This is a genomic window from Acinetobacter sp. UNC436CL71CviS28, assembly GCF_000620525.1.
In the GTDB taxonomy this organism is placed as follows: domain Bacteria; phylum Pseudomonadota; class Gammaproteobacteria; order Pseudomonadales; family Moraxellaceae; genus Acinetobacter; species Acinetobacter radioresistens.
The window spans coordinates 39,066-53,412 of the sequence record NZ_JIBB01000003.1 but is presented as its reverse complement, the minus strand read 5'-3'; the positions used below and the strand labels follow the sequence as shown (position 1 = coordinate 53,412).

Genomic DNA, 14,347 nt, shown 5'->3' with positions numbered 1-14,347 from the left:
ATGCCGAAACCTCACTCAACTCCGAAAAAAAAGAATGCTAAACCTACGTTCCCTGCTGTACTGACGATTATTGCAGGCCTGTTCATACTTGGCTTGGTGTTGCTCTGGTCAAGCCTGTTTAAAAATTATCCGGTAAATGGGCCAAAACAAATGCTGGCAATTAATCCGGGAGACACCTATTCAGGCTTTATTGACCGGCTGGCTGAAGACGACAAAATCAGTTTTCCAATTATTTTAAAGCTTTACCAGAAACTGGTCATCCATGACACATTAAAGACTGGTGTATATGAAATCCAAAAAGGCATGAGTGTTCGGCAAGTACTTGAACTGATCTCGAACGCTGAAAATGCCCAGATGAACCGGATTTTAGTGATTGAAGGCACGACCTTTAAGCAGTTACTTGAAAATCTGAAAAAAGACCAGCTGGTTACTCATACTATTACTCATTTACCAGAACAGCAGCTATTAAAGGAATTGAATATTCCTTACAGCCATCCGGAAGGGCTATTTTCACCAGACACTTACTTCTTTGCAAAAGGTGAAACCGACCGCAAGATTCTAACCCATCTCTATACACGCCAGATGAAAGCACTGGATGAGGCATGGCAAAACCGGGCCAGTGGTCTACCGTATAAAGATAAATATGAAGCACTGATCATGGCTTCTATTATTGAAAAAGAGACCAGCATTGATAGTGAACTGCAACAGGTTTCCGGAGTGTTTGTGCGCCGCCTGAAAATGGGAATGCGCTTACAGACTGACCCGACCGTAATTTATGGTATGGGGGATAACTATAGAGGTAATATTACCCGAAAGGATCTGCGTACACCAACGCCTTATAATACCTATACAATTTCTGGCTTGCCGCCAACGCCAATAGCTTTGCCAAGTAAAAAAGCAATTGAGGCAGCAATGCATCCGGATAACTCAAATAATATTTACTTTGTTGCCACCGGCAATGGGGGGCACAAATTTAGCGCCAGCCTCGAAGAACATAACCGTGCAGTACAGCAATATCTATCTGTACTTCGAGCTAAAAATTAGGAGCGTAGGATGTTTATCAGTTTCGAAGGTACAGAAGGCGTAGGAAAAACTACTCTAATCCGTGAAATTTATGCACATTATGAGCAAAAGGGTGCCGAGATCATACTCACTCGTGAACCGGGTGGAACATCTTTAGCTGAACAGATTCGTGCACTATTACTCTCTGTTAGTCATGATGAAAAGATGAGTGATGATACCGAGCTTCTGCTGATGTATGCAGCAAGAGCCCAACATTTACAACAGGTCATTTTACCTGCGCTTCAGGCCGGTAAAACGGTTTTGTGTGACCGTTTTACCGATGCCAGTTTTGCCTATCAATGTGCTGGACGTGGTCTGAATGAAAATAAACTGGCGCTTCTCAACCAGTCTTTTGTTTCTCGTATGCCAGATATTACATTATGGCTAGATGCACCGGTTGAGCTGGGAATGTCTCGTGCCCGTGAGCGTGGTGCACTAGACCGTTTTGAACAAGAAAAGGTCAGTTTTTTTGAAAAAGTGCGCGCAGGTTACACTAGATTATGGCAACAACATCCGGAACGGATTAAGCGCCTTGATGCTACACAAGCACCAGAAAAGGTACTTGAACAGGCGTTGGAACAGATTGGAAAACTGGCCTGAATTAAAGGCCAGTTTTAGAAAAGGATTGGATTAACCAAGTGCTGGTTCGACTTCCTCATTAACCCGCGGTTGACTAACTTTGAAATCTGGTGGCATTAGGATGGTTTTTCGAAGTTCAGGCGCCAGCTCCGGATAATCCAGCGTATAGTGCAAACCACGCGATTCTTTACGTTCCATCGCGCAGCGTACAATCATCTCGGAAACCAGTACCAGATTACGCAGCTCAATCAGGTTTTTACTGACCTGATAATCTTCATAATATTCAGTGATTTCCCGTTTAAGCATCTCAATTCGATGCAATGCACGCTTGAGGCGTTTACTGGTACGGACAATACCAACGTAATTCCACATGGTCTGACGCAGTTCGTCCCAGTTTTGCAGTATTACAACATCTTCGTCTGCATCGGTAACCTGCGAGTCGTCCCATTCAGGCACAGCAGGCAAGCTAACTTCAGGGTTAAACTGGCTCTGGATATGCTGGGCTGCACTCATGCCATAAACAAAACACTCTAGCAGGGAGTTACTTGCCATTCGGTTCGCACCATGCAGACCGGTATAGGAGGTTTCCCCAATGGCATATAGGCCAGAAATATCGGTCTGGCTATACTCATCCACAATCACGCCGCCGCAAGTATAATGCGCAGCTGGCACCACGGGAATCATATCTTTGGTAATATCAATACCCAGTTCAAGCAGACGGGTATATAAGGTCGGGAAGTGTTCTTTTACAAATTCAGCCGGTTTATGGGTAATGTCCAGCCACACATGACGAATACCCAGCCGCTTGATTTCAAAATCTATGGCACGAGCCACAATGTCTCGAGGGGCCAACTCGGCACGCTCATCAAAACGCAGCATAAAACGTTCACCCTCTGGCAGACGCAAATAAGCACCTTCACCACGCATGGCTTCTGTAATCAGGAAAGAGCGGGCTTGAGGGTGATACAGACAGGTTGGATGGAACTGGTTGAATTCCATATTGGCCACACGGCAGCCAGCACGGTACGCCATGGCAATTCCGTCACCGGTTGCAATATCAGGGTTAGATGTATACAGGTAGGCTTTCATAGCTCCTCCGCAGGCCAGTGCGGTAAATGGGGCTAAAAAAGTATGGACTTTGCCAGTCTTTTCATTAAGTGCGTAAAGGCCGACGGCCCGATTTTTTTGCTCATCTATTCCTAATTTTTCGGTAGTAATCAGGTCAATTGCAATATAGTTTTCAAATATGGTCAGATTTTTCTGTTCTCGGGCACGCTGCACCAGTGTCGTTGAAATCGCTTTGCCGGTTGCATCGGCAGCATGAATAATCCGGCGCTGAGAGTGTCCGCCTTCACGGGTAAGATGCAGTTGTTCGGCATCATCCAGCGTAAACTGTACGCCATGTTTGAGCAGAAAATCGACTGAAGGTTTACCACCTTCTACAGTATGTTTAACCGCGTCCAGCTCGCATAACTGGGCGCCTGCAATCATGGTGTCATCAATATGCTGTTGAATAGAGTCAGTTTCATCCAGAACTGCGGCTACGCCACCCTGTGCATAATATGTGCTGGCTTCTGTCAGGGGAGCTTTAGCTAAAACAGCAATGTTATAATGGTGAGGTAATGATAATGCCAGGCTTAATCCGGCTCCACCGCTACCTATAATAATGACGTCAAACTGATGAGTTGTATTTAAACTGCTCATATTCATCGGCTATTTGATAGAAATTCGATCATCAGACCGTTTTTTGCCTAAGAATGCAAGACTTAAAACGCTCAGGTTTAACCAGAATTTCCAATTAAATTTAAATTTTGTAACGTTTTGGCTAAAACCTTGTTTTAAATTATTCATCAAACATATTATTAATCAAAATTAAAAAACCGTTCAGCTAAAAAATTATCATTTAACTGCAGTATGTGAGTTGTGCTTCATGAAAAATCGCTTATTACAAAAAGGAATGTACGCTGCTGTTTTTACTATGGCAGCGGTACAGACACAGGCGGCTTCTACAGTCGATTTCTCTAATCTGGTTGAGCAGGTCAGTCCGGCTGTTGTGAGTGTAAATGTTGTCAAGAAAATGACACAGGAAGAGCTGTTACAGCAGCAGGTACCGGAGTTATTACGCCGCTTTTTTGGCAATCAGGTGATTATTCCGCAACAGCAAGTACCGCAAGAAAAAACCGGCTACGGCAGTGCCTTCTTTATTAGTAAAGATGGTTATCTGCTGACCAATCATCACGTAGTTGAAAATGCCTCACGTATCAGCATCACCTTGAATGATCGTCGTGAAATTGATGCTACTGTAGTTGGAAGTGATGAACGAACCGATGTGGCTTTACTTAAAGTTAATGGCTCAAGCTTTCCAGCTCTGCGAATTGGCAATGTAGACCAGCTCAAGGTTGGTGAACCGGTGTTGGCAATTGGCTCGCCATTTGGTTTTGATTATTCTGCGTCAGCGGGAATTGTCAGTGCTAAATCCCGAAGTATGATGGGAGAAACCTCTGTACCATTCATTCAGACAGATGTTGCGCTTAATCCCGGTAATTCTGGGGGGCCACTATTTAACCAGCGTGGTGAAGTTGTAGGTGTAAATTCACGTATTTTTAGTGGAACGGGTGGCTATATGGGCCTGTCTTTTTCCATACCAATTGATGTCGCAATGGATGTCGCTGAGCAATTAAAGAGTAATGGTAAAGTAATCCGCTCTTATCTGGGGGTAATGCTGCAAGATATCGACCGTAATCTGGCAGAAGCGTATAAATTGCCTAAACCGGAAGGTTCACTTATTACCCAGGTCGCACCAAATTCTCCAGCGGCCAGAGCAGGACTAAAAGCTGGTGACATCATCTTGCAAATTAACGGGATGGCGATCTCCCGTACTTCAGATCTTTTGAATTATCTCAACCGTCAGGCTCCAAATCAGAGTATTCGCTTGCAGGTATTACGTGACGAGAAATTGAGTAATATTACTGCTACGCTCACTACGGCACCAGATAATACGCCAGCAAAAACCAATACACCTGTACAAAATAAAGGACCTGTTTTAGGTATAGCTATTCGCAATCTGACCGAGGCTGAAAGCAGGCAGTTGGGTATTGAGGGCGGAGTATATATTCAGGAAGTTATGCGAGGGGGGCTGGCAGCACAATCCCGCTTGATGCCAGAAGACATCATTACTCAAATTAATAATACGCCTGTGCGAAACAGCGATGAGTTCGTAAATGCAGTAAGTAAGCTGAAAAAGAATACGGTAGCCCGGGTTGCGCTGATCCGTCAGGGGCAACGCGCTATCTTGGGCCTGCGAATCCAGTAACAAACTATACCAATGTTTAAAGCCATCCTGCAGGATGGCTTTTTATTTAAGTACCATTAGCCGGATGATGCCTTTACACTAGATGTTTTATGTGAGTTGATGCAAGACAGGAAAAAATTGCACGTGAATACATTTTTTGATTTAAACATTCAGGTTCAGCCAGAGCATATTGATAGTTTGGGACATGTAAACAACGTCGTATATGTCGCCTGGATGCAACAGGTGGCAGAAGCACATATTGAGGCACTTGGACTGGGACTGAAACAGTATCAGGAACTTAAACATGCCATGGTCGCAGTTGAGCATCAGGTACAATACCGTAAAGCTGCATTTGAAGGGGAGGAACTGATTCTACGTACCTGGCTCTATGATATTAATGCATTGTACTCATACCGTCAGTACGCTTTTTACCGTCCACAAGACCAAACCCTGCTGTTTACCGGTCAGACCAAATGGGCATGTATCGAAATAGCAACGGGTCGCCCAAAACGTATGTCGCCCACTTTTACTCAGGCTTACCAGCCAATTTCAGCAGAGATAAACCCGATGGATTTCTCGACAATCTAAATTGGTCGATATGGTTTTTCCAGATTTTGCTGATTTACAGCTCAAAGCAAAAGCGCATGATTTATGGATACTTTAAAAATTCCATCTGTTATAATCGCTCGCAATTTCCCGAAACAGCTTTTGCTATGTACCTTAAATTTTGTACATAGCCGTATACATTTTTCAAGGTAGCCCATGGCGCAAGCTAAAAAATCTGTTGATATCAAAAACATTCGTAACTTTTCGATTATTGCGCATATTGACCATGGCAAGTCGACCCTGGCAGATCGATTCATTCAAATGTGTGGTGGATTGCAAGACCGTGAAATGCAGGCACAAGTGCTTGACTCAATGGAGCTTGAACGTGAACGCGGTATTACTATTAAAGCCGCTTCTGTAACACTCTATTATACGCATCCGAATGGTCAGGAATATCAGCTCAACTTTATTGATACCCCAGGGCACGTTGACTTTTCTTATGAAGTCTCACGGTCACTGGCAGCCTGTGAAGGTGCTCTACTGGTAGTCGATGCAGCACAGGGTGTTGAGGCACAGTCAGTTGCCAACTGTTATACCGCAATCGAACAAGGCCTTGAAGTTCTGCCAATTCTTAACAAGATTGACCTGCCACAGGCTGAGCCTGAACGCGTCATTCACGAGATTGAGGAAATTATCGGAATTGAAGCGACTCATGCACCGACTTGCTCTGCAAAAACCGGTATGGGTGTGGATAAAGTTCTGGAAACACTGGTTGAGGTTATTCCGGTGCCAGAGGGTGACCGTGATGCACCTTTACAGGCTCTGATTGTTGACTCATGGTTTGATAATTATTTGGGTGTAGTTTCCCTGGTTCGCATCAAGCAGGGGCGTGTGCGCAAAGGCGATAAAATGCTGGTGAAGTCAACAGGCCAGACTCATATTATTACCTCTGTGGGTATTTTTAATCCAAAACATACTGAAACCGGAATGCTCGAAGCAGGCGAAGTAGGTTTTATTATTGCCGGTATTAAAGATATTTTTGGCGCTCCTGTTGGTGATACCATTACTCTGGCCTCTACGCCAGAAGTAGGTACGCTGCCGGGCTTCAAAAAGGTAAAACCTCAGGTATATGCGGGTTTATTTCCGATTGACGCCAGTGATTTTGAGCCTTTCCGTGAAGCATTGCACAAGCTTCAGATTAATGACTCGGCACTATTTTTCGAACCTGAAAGTTCTGATGCGTTAGGATTCGGTTTCCGCTGCGGCTTCTTGGGAATGCTGCATATGGAAATCGTTCAGGAACGGCTGGAACGCGAATATGATCTGGACCTGATCACTTCTGCCCCTACAGTAGTTTATGAAGCATTAACTAAAGCAGGTGATACGATTTATATCGACAGCCCGTCAAAAATGCCTGATGGTTCTACTGTTGAAGATTTGCGTGAGCCAATTGCAGAATGTCATATCTTGGTGCCACAAGAATATCTGGGTAATGTTATGACGCTGTGTATTGAGCGTCGTGGCGTTCAAAAAGACATGAAATTCTTGGGTAATCAGGTCTCTATTACTTTTGAAATTCCAATGGCAGAAGTCGTCATGGACTTTTTTGACCGCTTGAAGTCCTGTTCACGTGGTTTTGCATCACTAGATTATAACTTTGTCCGTTTTGAAAGCTCCTCACTGGTAAAAGTAGATGTGCTGATTAATGGTGAGAAAGTTGATGCTCTGGCAATGATCTGCCATCGTAATGATGCGCGTCACCGTGGTATTGCTCTGGTCGAAAAAATGAAAGATCTGATTCCGCGTCAAATGTTTGATGTAGCGATTCAGGCAGCTATTGGTGCACAGATTATTGCCCGTTCTACTGTAAAAGCCATGCGTAAAAACGTCTTGGCGAAATGTTATGGTGGTGACGTGTCACGTAAGAAAAAACTTCTGTCTAAGCAGAAAGAAGGTAAGAAACGCATGAAGCAGGTGGGTAGTGTTGAAATCCCTCAGGAAGCGTTCCTTGCAGTCTTAAAAGTAGAAAGATAATAATAAGAGGTCATCTAGCTCATGGATTTTGATTTTAACTTGATCCTCGTTCCAGTCACTGTCATTTTTTTCCTGGTGTGGCTGCTCGATAAACTTGTTTTCAAGCAACGCAAAACGAGGGGCCGTGGCAATGAAAATTTTATCATTACCTGGGCTTATGACTTCTGGCCAGTACTAGCCATCGTGCTTGTACTGCGCTCTTTCTTTTATGAACCTTTTAATATTCCGTCAGACTCTATGGTACCAACCTTGGAAACCGGAGATTTTATTCTGGTCAACAAGTATCAGTATGGAATGCGTCTGCCGATTATAAATAAAAAATTCATTGATATTGGTGAACCTGAACGTGGTGATGTGGTGGTATTCCGTTATCCGCCGCAACCAAGTATTAGCTATATTAAACGTGTAGTCGGCTTGCCGGGTGATCATATTGTATATGACCATGGACAGCTGAGTATTAATGGACAGCCAGTTAAAAAGGTTCCGGTTGAGTTCAGCCGTGAAAAGGATATTCAGGACACGCCAGCTTCGATCTATCATAAAGAAACTTTGGGCAAACATACTTTTACCATGCGTGAGCTTGAAGGGGTAAATGTTGCGCGTCAGGCTCCATTTATTAACTATGTTGAAAATGGAAAATACTCGGGTGAAGATGGTCTTTACTGGGAAGTCAAAGTTCCAGAAGGTCATTATTTCGCTATGGGAGATAACCGTGACCAGAGTGCAGACAGCCGCTTTTGGGGGTTTGTGCCTGAAGAAAATCTGGCCGGTCGAGCAGTTTATATCTGGATGCATAAGGAACCCGGCTTCAAGATACCAAGCTTTGCACGTAACGGTAAAATTGATTAACCATTTGGGTGGGTAATAACAATGCGTAATGCTCAGCAAGGCACTTCTTATATTACAATTCTATTTGCGATTATTGTCTTTGCAATGGTGGTAAAGGCTGTAGTAGCCATATGGCCAGCATATTGGGATAACCGTGTGATTAACAGCCAGATTGAAGAGTTATTAAAAGACAGTCCAGCAGATATAACGCCAGCAAAATTTACCCAGCAGATGGATCAGCGTTTGGACATGAACAATATTGATGACTTGCAGTTCAAAGATATTGCCCAAGTTTCAAATGATCAGGGTTTACATGTAAATACCCGCTATGAAGTGAGAAAACCTTTCTTGCTTAATATTGATTTAGTACTAAAGTTCGAGAAGAGTTTTGATCAAAGGTCACTCTAAGGTAAGTGATTTTCGCTTACCCAGCCGTATCGGCTATCAGTTCAAGCAGCCTGAGTTGTTGCAGCTTGCCCTGACTCACCGGTCGGTTAGTCACAAATATAATTATGAACGTCTGGAGTTTTTGGGCGATTCACTATTAGGCATGATTATTGCCAACTATTTGTATCATGCGTATCCTTTTGAAAATGAAGGCCGACTGACCCGCATGCGTGCTACTCTGGTCAGGCAGGAAGCATTAGGCAAGATTGCAAACGATTTGAAACTTAGTCAGTGTTTAATATTAAGTACAGGTGAATTAAAATCGGGAGGACACCACCGTGAATCGATTCTGGCCGATACTGTAGAAGCCATTATCGGAGCAATTTATATTGACTGTGGTGAGCTCAAGATTTTACAAGACATCGTACTGAAGTGGTATGGTCCATATTTAAACAATATTGAGCCAACCGACCAGTTAAAAGACCCGAAATCCCGGTTACAGGAATATCTGCAAGCCCGTAAAAAACCTCTCCCTGTTTATGAGGTGGTCGATATTCAAGGGGATGCACCGAACCAGCATTTTAAAGTGGAGTGTTCGGTCGACAGCCTGCCTAAATTTATCGGAGAAGGGTCAAGTCGTCGCTTTGCTGAGCAAGCAGCAGCAGCGGAAATATTAAAGTTATTGGAGCAATAGACTGCATGTCGATCCAGCCAGATCAAAACAGTACAGATCAAGAGTCAAACACACCGGACAATAACCTGATTGACCAGTTCTTTAGTTCACAGGGTGTGACTATACCTGCTGATTTTAAGAGTGGGTTTGTGGCTATTGTCGGACGTCCGAATGTCGGTAAATCAACTTTGATGAACCACCTGTTGGGACAAAAACTCTCTATTACTTCCCGTAAGCCCCAGACAACACGACATAAAATTATTGGTATTGATAGCCGTGAAAAGTCACAGGCCGTTTACGTAGATACTCCGGGAATGCATAAGAAAGAAGTGCGTGCCATCAATAAGATGATGAACCGTGCAGCACATTCAGCCCTACGTGATGTAAATCTCGTTCTGTTTGCGGTAGATGCCCATAAGTGGACACAAAATGATGACCTGGTGCTTGAGAAGCTGAAAAATGCTGAAATGCCAGTCATTCTGGTTATCAACAAGATTGATACTATTGAAGAAAAAAGGACATTACTTCCTTTGATTCAAGAACGTACTAAACTCATGAATTTCGTGGAAATTGTACCAGTTTCTGCATTGCGTGGTGCAAATCTGGAACATCTGCGCGATACAATTGACAAGTATTTACCTTTCCAACCGCCGCTATACTCATTTGACCAGATTACTGACCGTTCAGAGCGATTCCTGGCATCAGAAGTAATTCGTGAAAAAATTATGCGACAGCTTGGTGAAGAGCTTCCATATGACCTGACTGTTCAGATTGAATCTTTTAAAACTGAGGAGCCGGCATTAAATGAGAAGACTGGCCGGATGAAAGCTGCCTGTACCTATATCGATGCCACCATTTTTGTTGACCGTCCTGGACAAAAAGCCATCGTGATTGGTGAAAAAGGTGCTAAGCTGAAAAAAATCGGGATGGATGCCCGTATTGATATGGAAAAAATGTTCGAACAGAAGATCATGCTGACACTGTGGGTAAAAGTGAAAGGTGGCTGGTCTGATGATGAACGCGCGCTCAAGAGCCTGGGATATAGTGATATCTAAGGCTTAAGCTTTTTGCAGGAGTTCCGTAGTGATCAAGACAATGGCAATACTGATAAGCATTCTAATGCTGCAAGGCTGTATTCATAAGATTGTTACGGTTCCTGTAAAGGTGGCTTATAAAACCACGAAAGGGGTAGTCAAGGGGACTGCGGCAGTGGTGGGTGCAGTTATCCCTGATGGGGATGATGAAGATCAGGCATCAGATCGGGACTAGCTCAACCCTATGCGCAATGAAGCTTTGCATGGTTACCTGATCCATTACCGTAAATATCGTGAGAAGAGTCACCTTGTCTATTTATTTACTGAGGAATATGGCCGGATTGATGGAATTTTACGTCAGGTTCCCCCGCCACAGTATCAACCTTTAGCACTTCAGGCTTCTGGTAAAGGTGAACTCAAAAATTTCAGTAAACTTGAAATCGTAAATCAGCCTATTTTCTTTTACGGTGATGCATTCTTCTCTGGCTTTTATTTAAACGAATTATTACTTCGGTTATGTCCGCTTGAAGAGCCGATGCCACAGACTTATCAGCAGTATCAGTTGACATTGGTCAAGTTACAGCAACTGGCAGTAAATGCACAGCCCGGGCTGCTATTAAGACAAATTTTACGCCAGTTTGAACATATTTTGCTTGAAGAGCTTGGTTATGCTATCGATTTTTCGGTAGATGCCCATCAGCAGTCAGTTGAACCGGAACGACATTACCATTTTCAGATTCAGGAAGGCTTTATACCTGTACAAAAAGCCAGTTCAGCTACCTTGGCTGGCCAGAGCCTTCTTACAATGCTGGACTATGAAAAAGGTGCAGATTTCTCCCAGCCACAGTTACAGCTATTATCTCGACTTTATCGCCAGATGATTACATCTTTACTGGGTGACCGGCCATTGAAGAGCCGCCAGTTATGGATTCAAAATACTCATTCTCAATCTTAATCAGGAATTTATTATGGCTGCATTGCTTGGTGTAAACATAGATCACGTTGCTACTTTAAGACAAGCACGAGGCACCGTTTATCCGGACCCGGTGAATGCGGCACTGATTTGTGAACAGGCCGGTGCAGAGGGTATTACCCTGCATTTACGTGAAGACCGCCGTCATATTCAGGATAGTGATGTACGCCGTATGCGTCCAGCTTTGAAAACCCATATGAATCTTGAGATCGCCGTAACTGATGAAATGGTTGAGTTTGCTAAAGAAATCCGTCCACAGTATGTTTGCTTTGTACCGGAGAAGCGACAGGAACTGACCACAGAAGGCGGTCTGGATGTAGTGACTAATTTTGAAAAAGTTAAAGCAGCAACTCAGGCATTATTGCAAGTTGGTTGTGATGTTTCTCTCTTTATTGATGCCGATCTGGCACAGATTGACGCGGCTATTGCCTGTGGTGCACCTACCATCGAGATTCATACCGGTGCTTATGCAGATGCTCATAATGAAGCAGAACAACAGGCAGAGCTTGAACGTATTATTAAGGGAACTGAATATGCCGCAGGTAAAGGCCTAGTGGTAAATGCAGGACATGGTTTAAACATTGACAACGTGACGCCAATTGCAGCAATTCCACAGATCCATGAATTAAATATTGGACATTCGATTATTGCAGATAGTCTTTTTATTGGCCTGGCACAAGCTGTACAGCAAATGAAAGCAGCAATTAAGGCAGCACGTTAATTATGTCGACTTTAAACTATGATGAACTGATGCAGCCAGTAAAAGCTTTTCTTGGTTGTGAAACCCCGAAAGCCTGGCTGGATGAAGCACTGAATAATTTAGAGCTACTGATGCAGGACCATGCCAACTGTGAAAAAAAAGCAGCTGGTACAGCAATGAACCTGATGTTCCGTTACAGCTTTTTTACTGACTTGCAAGTCAAGCTGGCACAGTTAGTTCGTGAAGAGATGCTGCATTATGAACAGGTACTTGAGTTTATGGCTAAACGTGGTCAAGAATGGAAAGCGGTCAGTGCTGGACGTTATGCGGCCGGCTTGCGCAAAGAAATTCGTACTTATGAGCCAGAAGCTTTAATTGATGTACTGATTATTGGTGCTTTTGTAGAAGCACGTTCTTGTGAGCGGTTTCATGCACTTGCACCGCTGGTCGATGAAGAGTTAGGGCGTTACTATCGCTATTTGCTTAAATCTGAGTCTCGACACTTCGAGGATTATCTGGCTTTGGCGCTCGACGTGGCCAAGACAGCAAAACTTAAAAATGCTGAAGAAGATATCCAGACACGCATTGAACATATACGGGAAATTGAAAAAGCTCTGATTTTAAGTTCAGATGATCTTTTCAGGTTCCACAGTGGTGTTCCGGCTAAAACTGCAGCTTAACCCCGAGTGCTAATAAGAAATCCTTCTTTATGAAGGATTTTTTTAGTTTGAAAAATAGTAGTTATTAAAAAACAGACAATAAAAAGCCCACTTTAATGCTGTGGGCTTTTATATATTTGGCTCTCCCACCTGGGCTCGAACCAGGGACCTGCGGATTAACAGTCCGTCGCTCTACCGACTGAGCTATGGGAGAATCTGAATGCGATTATAGAGGGATTTTAAAGTGGGTCAAGCTTAAATTGTCATATTTCTGATGCTGGAGTCCCATATGCTTTTTATTTAGTCAAATATTGAAATAAAACAGAAAAAAGCTTTACAGTGCGAATCAACTGTTGCTAGATTAATAACAGAACAGAGCGCTTGAGTAAAACCAAGCAGTGTGGATTTAAACCAACTTGCCAGCACTAAAATGGCTAAACAGGAGAAGGCGAATGAATACGCTATCTATTTCTCAGATTTTCTCTCATTTTTCTTTATATCAGAAAAATTATCTTTCTATTATTCAAGATGCTGAACAGTATTTTACACCGGTAACAGAAGCCTTTATTGAGCTTTGGCCAGCTGGTAGACATCAACTTTACTTAGGTGATCTGCTACAACTCTGGTTGAGTGAAAAGTGGTTAATAGAAAAAACCCATTCCTCAATTTTAGATACTCTTTCAGCAACACCGCAACAGATTCATCAGCTGAAGAAAGATCAGTATATTTATCAAATCGCAGGCAGCAACTTATCTGGTCGGAATCAGGCAAAAGTCTGGTCAGCTTCACAGCAAGATGTAGTCTCAGTGCCGTTAGACAGCGCCTTTAAGTTTTACTGTATTTATAAGGGAATGACCCGTCCGCAGAAGCACCATATAAATTCGGGTAAATTTCTGAAATCAGCAATTTAGAGAGAACCTAGAAATCCTAAGATAATAATTAACTTTATAGCTGGCCTATGGAGATGAAACGCTTAAAGAGAGCATTATTTTAATACTTTGAAAGCGTAAAGCTAGGTTAGAGTTTGCTGAAAAACAGGCTTGCTCGATTCAGGATTTTTAATCTGGAGCAAGCCGGAGAAGAATAGCTGCTAATTACGGAGAATCATGCAAGTGGCTGTTGCAAAAGCATAAAGTTTTCCTTCTTCATCGAAAATTTTTCCTTCAGCAATACCAAGGTTCTTGCTGAGATTGATGAGGGTTCCTGTAGCTTGTAATTCTTTGTTTTTAGGGATTGGACGGCACATTTTAATATTTAAATCTATAGTTCCATATCCTGCACCTGCTTCTAGCATACTGTGAACTGCACAGCCTGTAACAGAATCCAGAACAGTTGCTGCAAAGCCTCCATGTACACCACCTAACGGGTTCAGATGCCGCTCATCTGCTTTCACCTTGAAGGTAACAGTACCCTGGGTGACTTCTACAGACTGCATGGGCATGGTTTTGCCAATGCTGGCTGAGGGCAATACCCCATCACGCATTGCTGTGAGCAGTTCAAGACCAGTCATTTGTTTGGGATCTTTCATTTTTCTTCCTGTTCTACTATTAATTTATAAAGTTCTAAAAAGGAACTTGTTA

At 43.2% G+C, this 14,347-nt stretch carries 16 protein-coding genes and 1 tRNA gene; 14 read left to right on the top strand and 3 right to left on the bottom strand.

Annotated features, from left to right (window positions below; all coding sequences use genetic code 11):
* Window positions 1-1,044: an endolytic transglycosylase MltG gene (gene mltG, locus N518_RS0102365; protein WP_017400852.1), complete on the top strand. Its 1,044-nt coding sequence runs from the start codon at window positions 1-3 to the stop codon at window positions 1,042-1,044.
* 9 nt (window positions 1,045-1,053) lie between these two features.
* On the top strand, window positions 1,054-1,662 hold the full coding sequence (tmk, locus tag N518_RS0102360; RefSeq protein ID WP_005027015.1) for a dTMP kinase: 609 nt from the start codon (window positions 1,054-1,056) through the stop codon (window positions 1,660-1,662).
* Between the two features lie 30 nt (window positions 1,663-1,692).
* On the opposite strand, the gene nadB is transcribed toward tmk, so the two are convergent.
* Window positions 1,693-3,351, bottom strand: coding sequence for an L-aspartate oxidase (gene nadB, locus N518_RS0102355; protein ID WP_169332033.1), 1,659 nt, complete (start codon window positions 3,349-3,351; stop codon window positions 1,693-1,695).
* A 220-nt stretch (window positions 3,352-3,571) separates the two neighbouring features.
* On the opposite strand from nadB, the gene N518_RS0102350 reads away from it, so the two are divergent.
* The 11 genes from N518_RS0102350 to N518_RS0102300 all read left to right on the top strand — a co-directional run bounded on the left by N518_RS0102350 (window position 3,572) and on the right by N518_RS0102300 (window position 12,788).
* On the top strand, window positions 3,572-4,954 hold the full coding sequence (locus N518_RS0102350; RefSeq protein ID WP_005027010.1) for a Do family serine endopeptidase: 1,383 nt from the start codon (window positions 3,572-3,574) through the stop codon (window positions 4,952-4,954).
* A 123-nt stretch (window positions 4,955-5,077) separates the two neighbouring features.
* Entirely contained in the window at window positions 5,078-5,521 is a 444-nt protein-coding gene (locus N518_RS0102345; protein WP_005019361.1) for an acyl-CoA thioesterase, read from the top strand.
* Window positions 5,522-5,695: 174 nt separating this feature from the next.
* On the top strand, window positions 5,696-7,513 hold the full coding sequence (gene lepA / locus N518_RS0102340) for a translation elongation factor 4 (protein ID WP_005027005.1): 1,818 nt from the start codon (window positions 5,696-5,698) through the stop codon (window positions 7,511-7,513).
* A gap of 21 nt (window positions 7,514-7,534) precedes the next feature.
* Window positions 7,535-8,362 (top strand): signal peptidase I, encoded by an 828-nt coding sequence (gene lepB, locus N518_RS0102335; protein ID WP_005019366.1) that lies wholly within the window; start codon window positions 7,535-7,537, stop codon window positions 8,360-8,362.
* A gap of 21 nt (window positions 8,363-8,383) precedes the next feature.
* Window positions 8,384-8,749 (top strand): DUF4845 domain-containing protein, encoded by a 366-nt coding sequence (locus tag N518_RS0102330; protein ID WP_005027002.1) that lies wholly within the window; start codon window positions 8,384-8,386, stop codon window positions 8,747-8,749.
* Window positions 8,730-9,422: a ribonuclease III gene (gene rnc / locus N518_RS0102325; protein WP_005019370.1), complete on the top strand. Its 693-nt coding sequence runs from the start codon at window positions 8,730-8,732 to the stop codon at window positions 9,420-9,422. Before N518_RS0102330 ends, rnc begins: the two co-directional genes overlap by 20 nt.
* Window positions 9,423-9,427: 5 nt before the next feature.
* Window positions 9,428-10,456: a GTPase Era gene (gene era, locus N518_RS0102320; protein ID WP_005026999.1), complete on the top strand. Its 1,029-nt coding sequence runs from the start codon at window positions 9,428-9,430 to the stop codon at window positions 10,454-10,456.
* Between the two features lie 40 nt (window positions 10,457-10,496).
* Window positions 10,497-10,670, top strand: coding sequence for an NF038104 family lipoprotein (locus N518_RS0102315; protein WP_282437611.1), 174 nt, complete (start codon window positions 10,497-10,499; stop codon window positions 10,668-10,670).
* Window positions 10,671-10,679: 9 nt separating this feature from the next.
* Window positions 10,680-11,390 carry a DNA repair protein RecO gene (recO, locus tag N518_RS0102310; RefSeq protein ID WP_005026995.1) on the top strand — a complete coding sequence of 237 codons (711 nt, stop codon included), beginning with the start codon at window positions 10,680-10,682 and terminating at the stop codon, window positions 11,388-11,390.
* Between the two features lie 13 nt (window positions 11,391-11,403).
* Complete coding sequence (gene pdxJ / locus N518_RS0102305; RefSeq protein WP_005026992.1) at window positions 11,404-12,129, top strand: pyridoxine 5'-phosphate synthase; 726 nt, start codon at window positions 11,404-11,406, stop codon at window positions 12,127-12,129.
* Between the two features lie 2 nt (window positions 12,130-12,131).
* Window positions 12,132-12,788, top strand: a complete 657-nt coding sequence (locus N518_RS0102300) for a tRNA-(ms[2]io[6]A)-hydroxylase (protein WP_005026990.1) — start codon at window positions 12,132-12,134, stop codon at window positions 12,786-12,788.
* A 117-nt stretch (window positions 12,789-12,905) separates the two neighbouring features.
* Here N518_RS0102300 and N518_RS0102295 read toward each other — a convergent pair.
* Window positions 12,906-12,981: transfer RNA gene (locus N518_RS0102295), tRNA-Asn, on the bottom strand.
* 238 nt (window positions 12,982-13,219) lie between these two features.
* On the opposite strand from N518_RS0102295, the gene N518_RS0102290 reads away from it, so the two are divergent.
* Window positions 13,220-13,678 carry a hypothetical protein gene (locus N518_RS0102290; RefSeq protein ID WP_005026988.1) on the top strand — a complete coding sequence of 153 codons (459 nt, stop codon included), beginning with the start codon at window positions 13,220-13,222 and terminating at the stop codon, window positions 13,676-13,678.
* 179 nt (window positions 13,679-13,857) lie between these two features.
* On the opposite strand, the gene N518_RS0102285 is transcribed toward N518_RS0102290, so the two are convergent.
* Window positions 13,858-14,295 (bottom strand): PaaI family thioesterase, encoded by a 438-nt coding sequence (locus N518_RS0102285; RefSeq protein WP_005026986.1) that lies wholly within the window; start codon window positions 14,293-14,295, stop codon window positions 13,858-13,860.
* Window positions 14,296-14,347 lie beyond the last annotated feature (52 nt).

Excerpts from the sequence above, each read along its gene's own strand:
- era (WP_005026999.1), top strand. The coding sequence starts at position 9,428 with ATGTCGATCCAGCCAGATCAAAACAGTACAGATCAAGAGTCAAACACA.
- N518_RS0102285 (WP_005026986.1), bottom strand. The coding sequence starts at position 14,295 with ATGAAAGATCCCAAACAAATGACTGGTCTTGAACTGCTCACAGCAATG.
- N518_RS0102300 (WP_005026990.1), top strand. The coding sequence starts at position 12,132 with ATGTCGACTTTAAACTATGATGAACTGATGCAGCCAGTAAAAGCTTTT.
- tmk (WP_005027015.1), top strand. The coding sequence starts at position 1,054 with ATGTTTATCAGTTTCGAAGGTACAGAAGGCGTAGGAAAAACTACTCTA.
- N518_RS0102290 (WP_005026988.1), top strand. The coding sequence starts at position 13,220 with ATGAATACGCTATCTATTTCTCAGATTTTCTCTCATTTTTCTTTATAT.
- lepB (WP_005019366.1), top strand. The coding sequence starts at position 7,535 with ATGGATTTTGATTTTAACTTGATCCTCGTTCCAGTCACTGTCATTTTT.
- recO (WP_005026995.1), top strand. The coding sequence starts at position 10,680 with ATGCGCAATGAAGCTTTGCATGGTTACCTGATCCATTACCGTAAATAT.
- pdxJ (WP_005026992.1), top strand. The coding sequence starts at position 11,404 with ATGGCTGCATTGCTTGGTGTAAACATAGATCACGTTGCTACTTTAAGA.
- nadB (WP_169332033.1), bottom strand. The coding sequence starts at position 3,351 with ATGAATATGAGCAGTTTAAATACAACTCATCAGTTTGACGTCATTATT.
- N518_RS0102315 (WP_282437611.1), top strand. The coding sequence starts at position 10,497 with ATGGCAATACTGATAAGCATTCTAATGCTGCAAGGCTGTATTCATAAG.
- lepA (WP_005027005.1), top strand. The coding sequence starts at position 5,696 with ATGGCGCAAGCTAAAAAATCTGTTGATATCAAAAACATTCGTAACTTT.
- N518_RS0102330 (WP_005027002.1), top strand. The coding sequence starts at position 8,384 with ATGCGTAATGCTCAGCAAGGCACTTCTTATATTACAATTCTATTTGCG.
- N518_RS0102350 (WP_005027010.1), top strand. The coding sequence starts at position 3,572 with ATGAAAAATCGCTTATTACAAAAAGGAATGTACGCTGCTGTTTTTACT.
- mltG (WP_017400852.1), top strand. The coding sequence starts at position 1 with ATGCCGAAACCTCACTCAACTCCGAAAAAAAAGAATGCTAAACCTACG.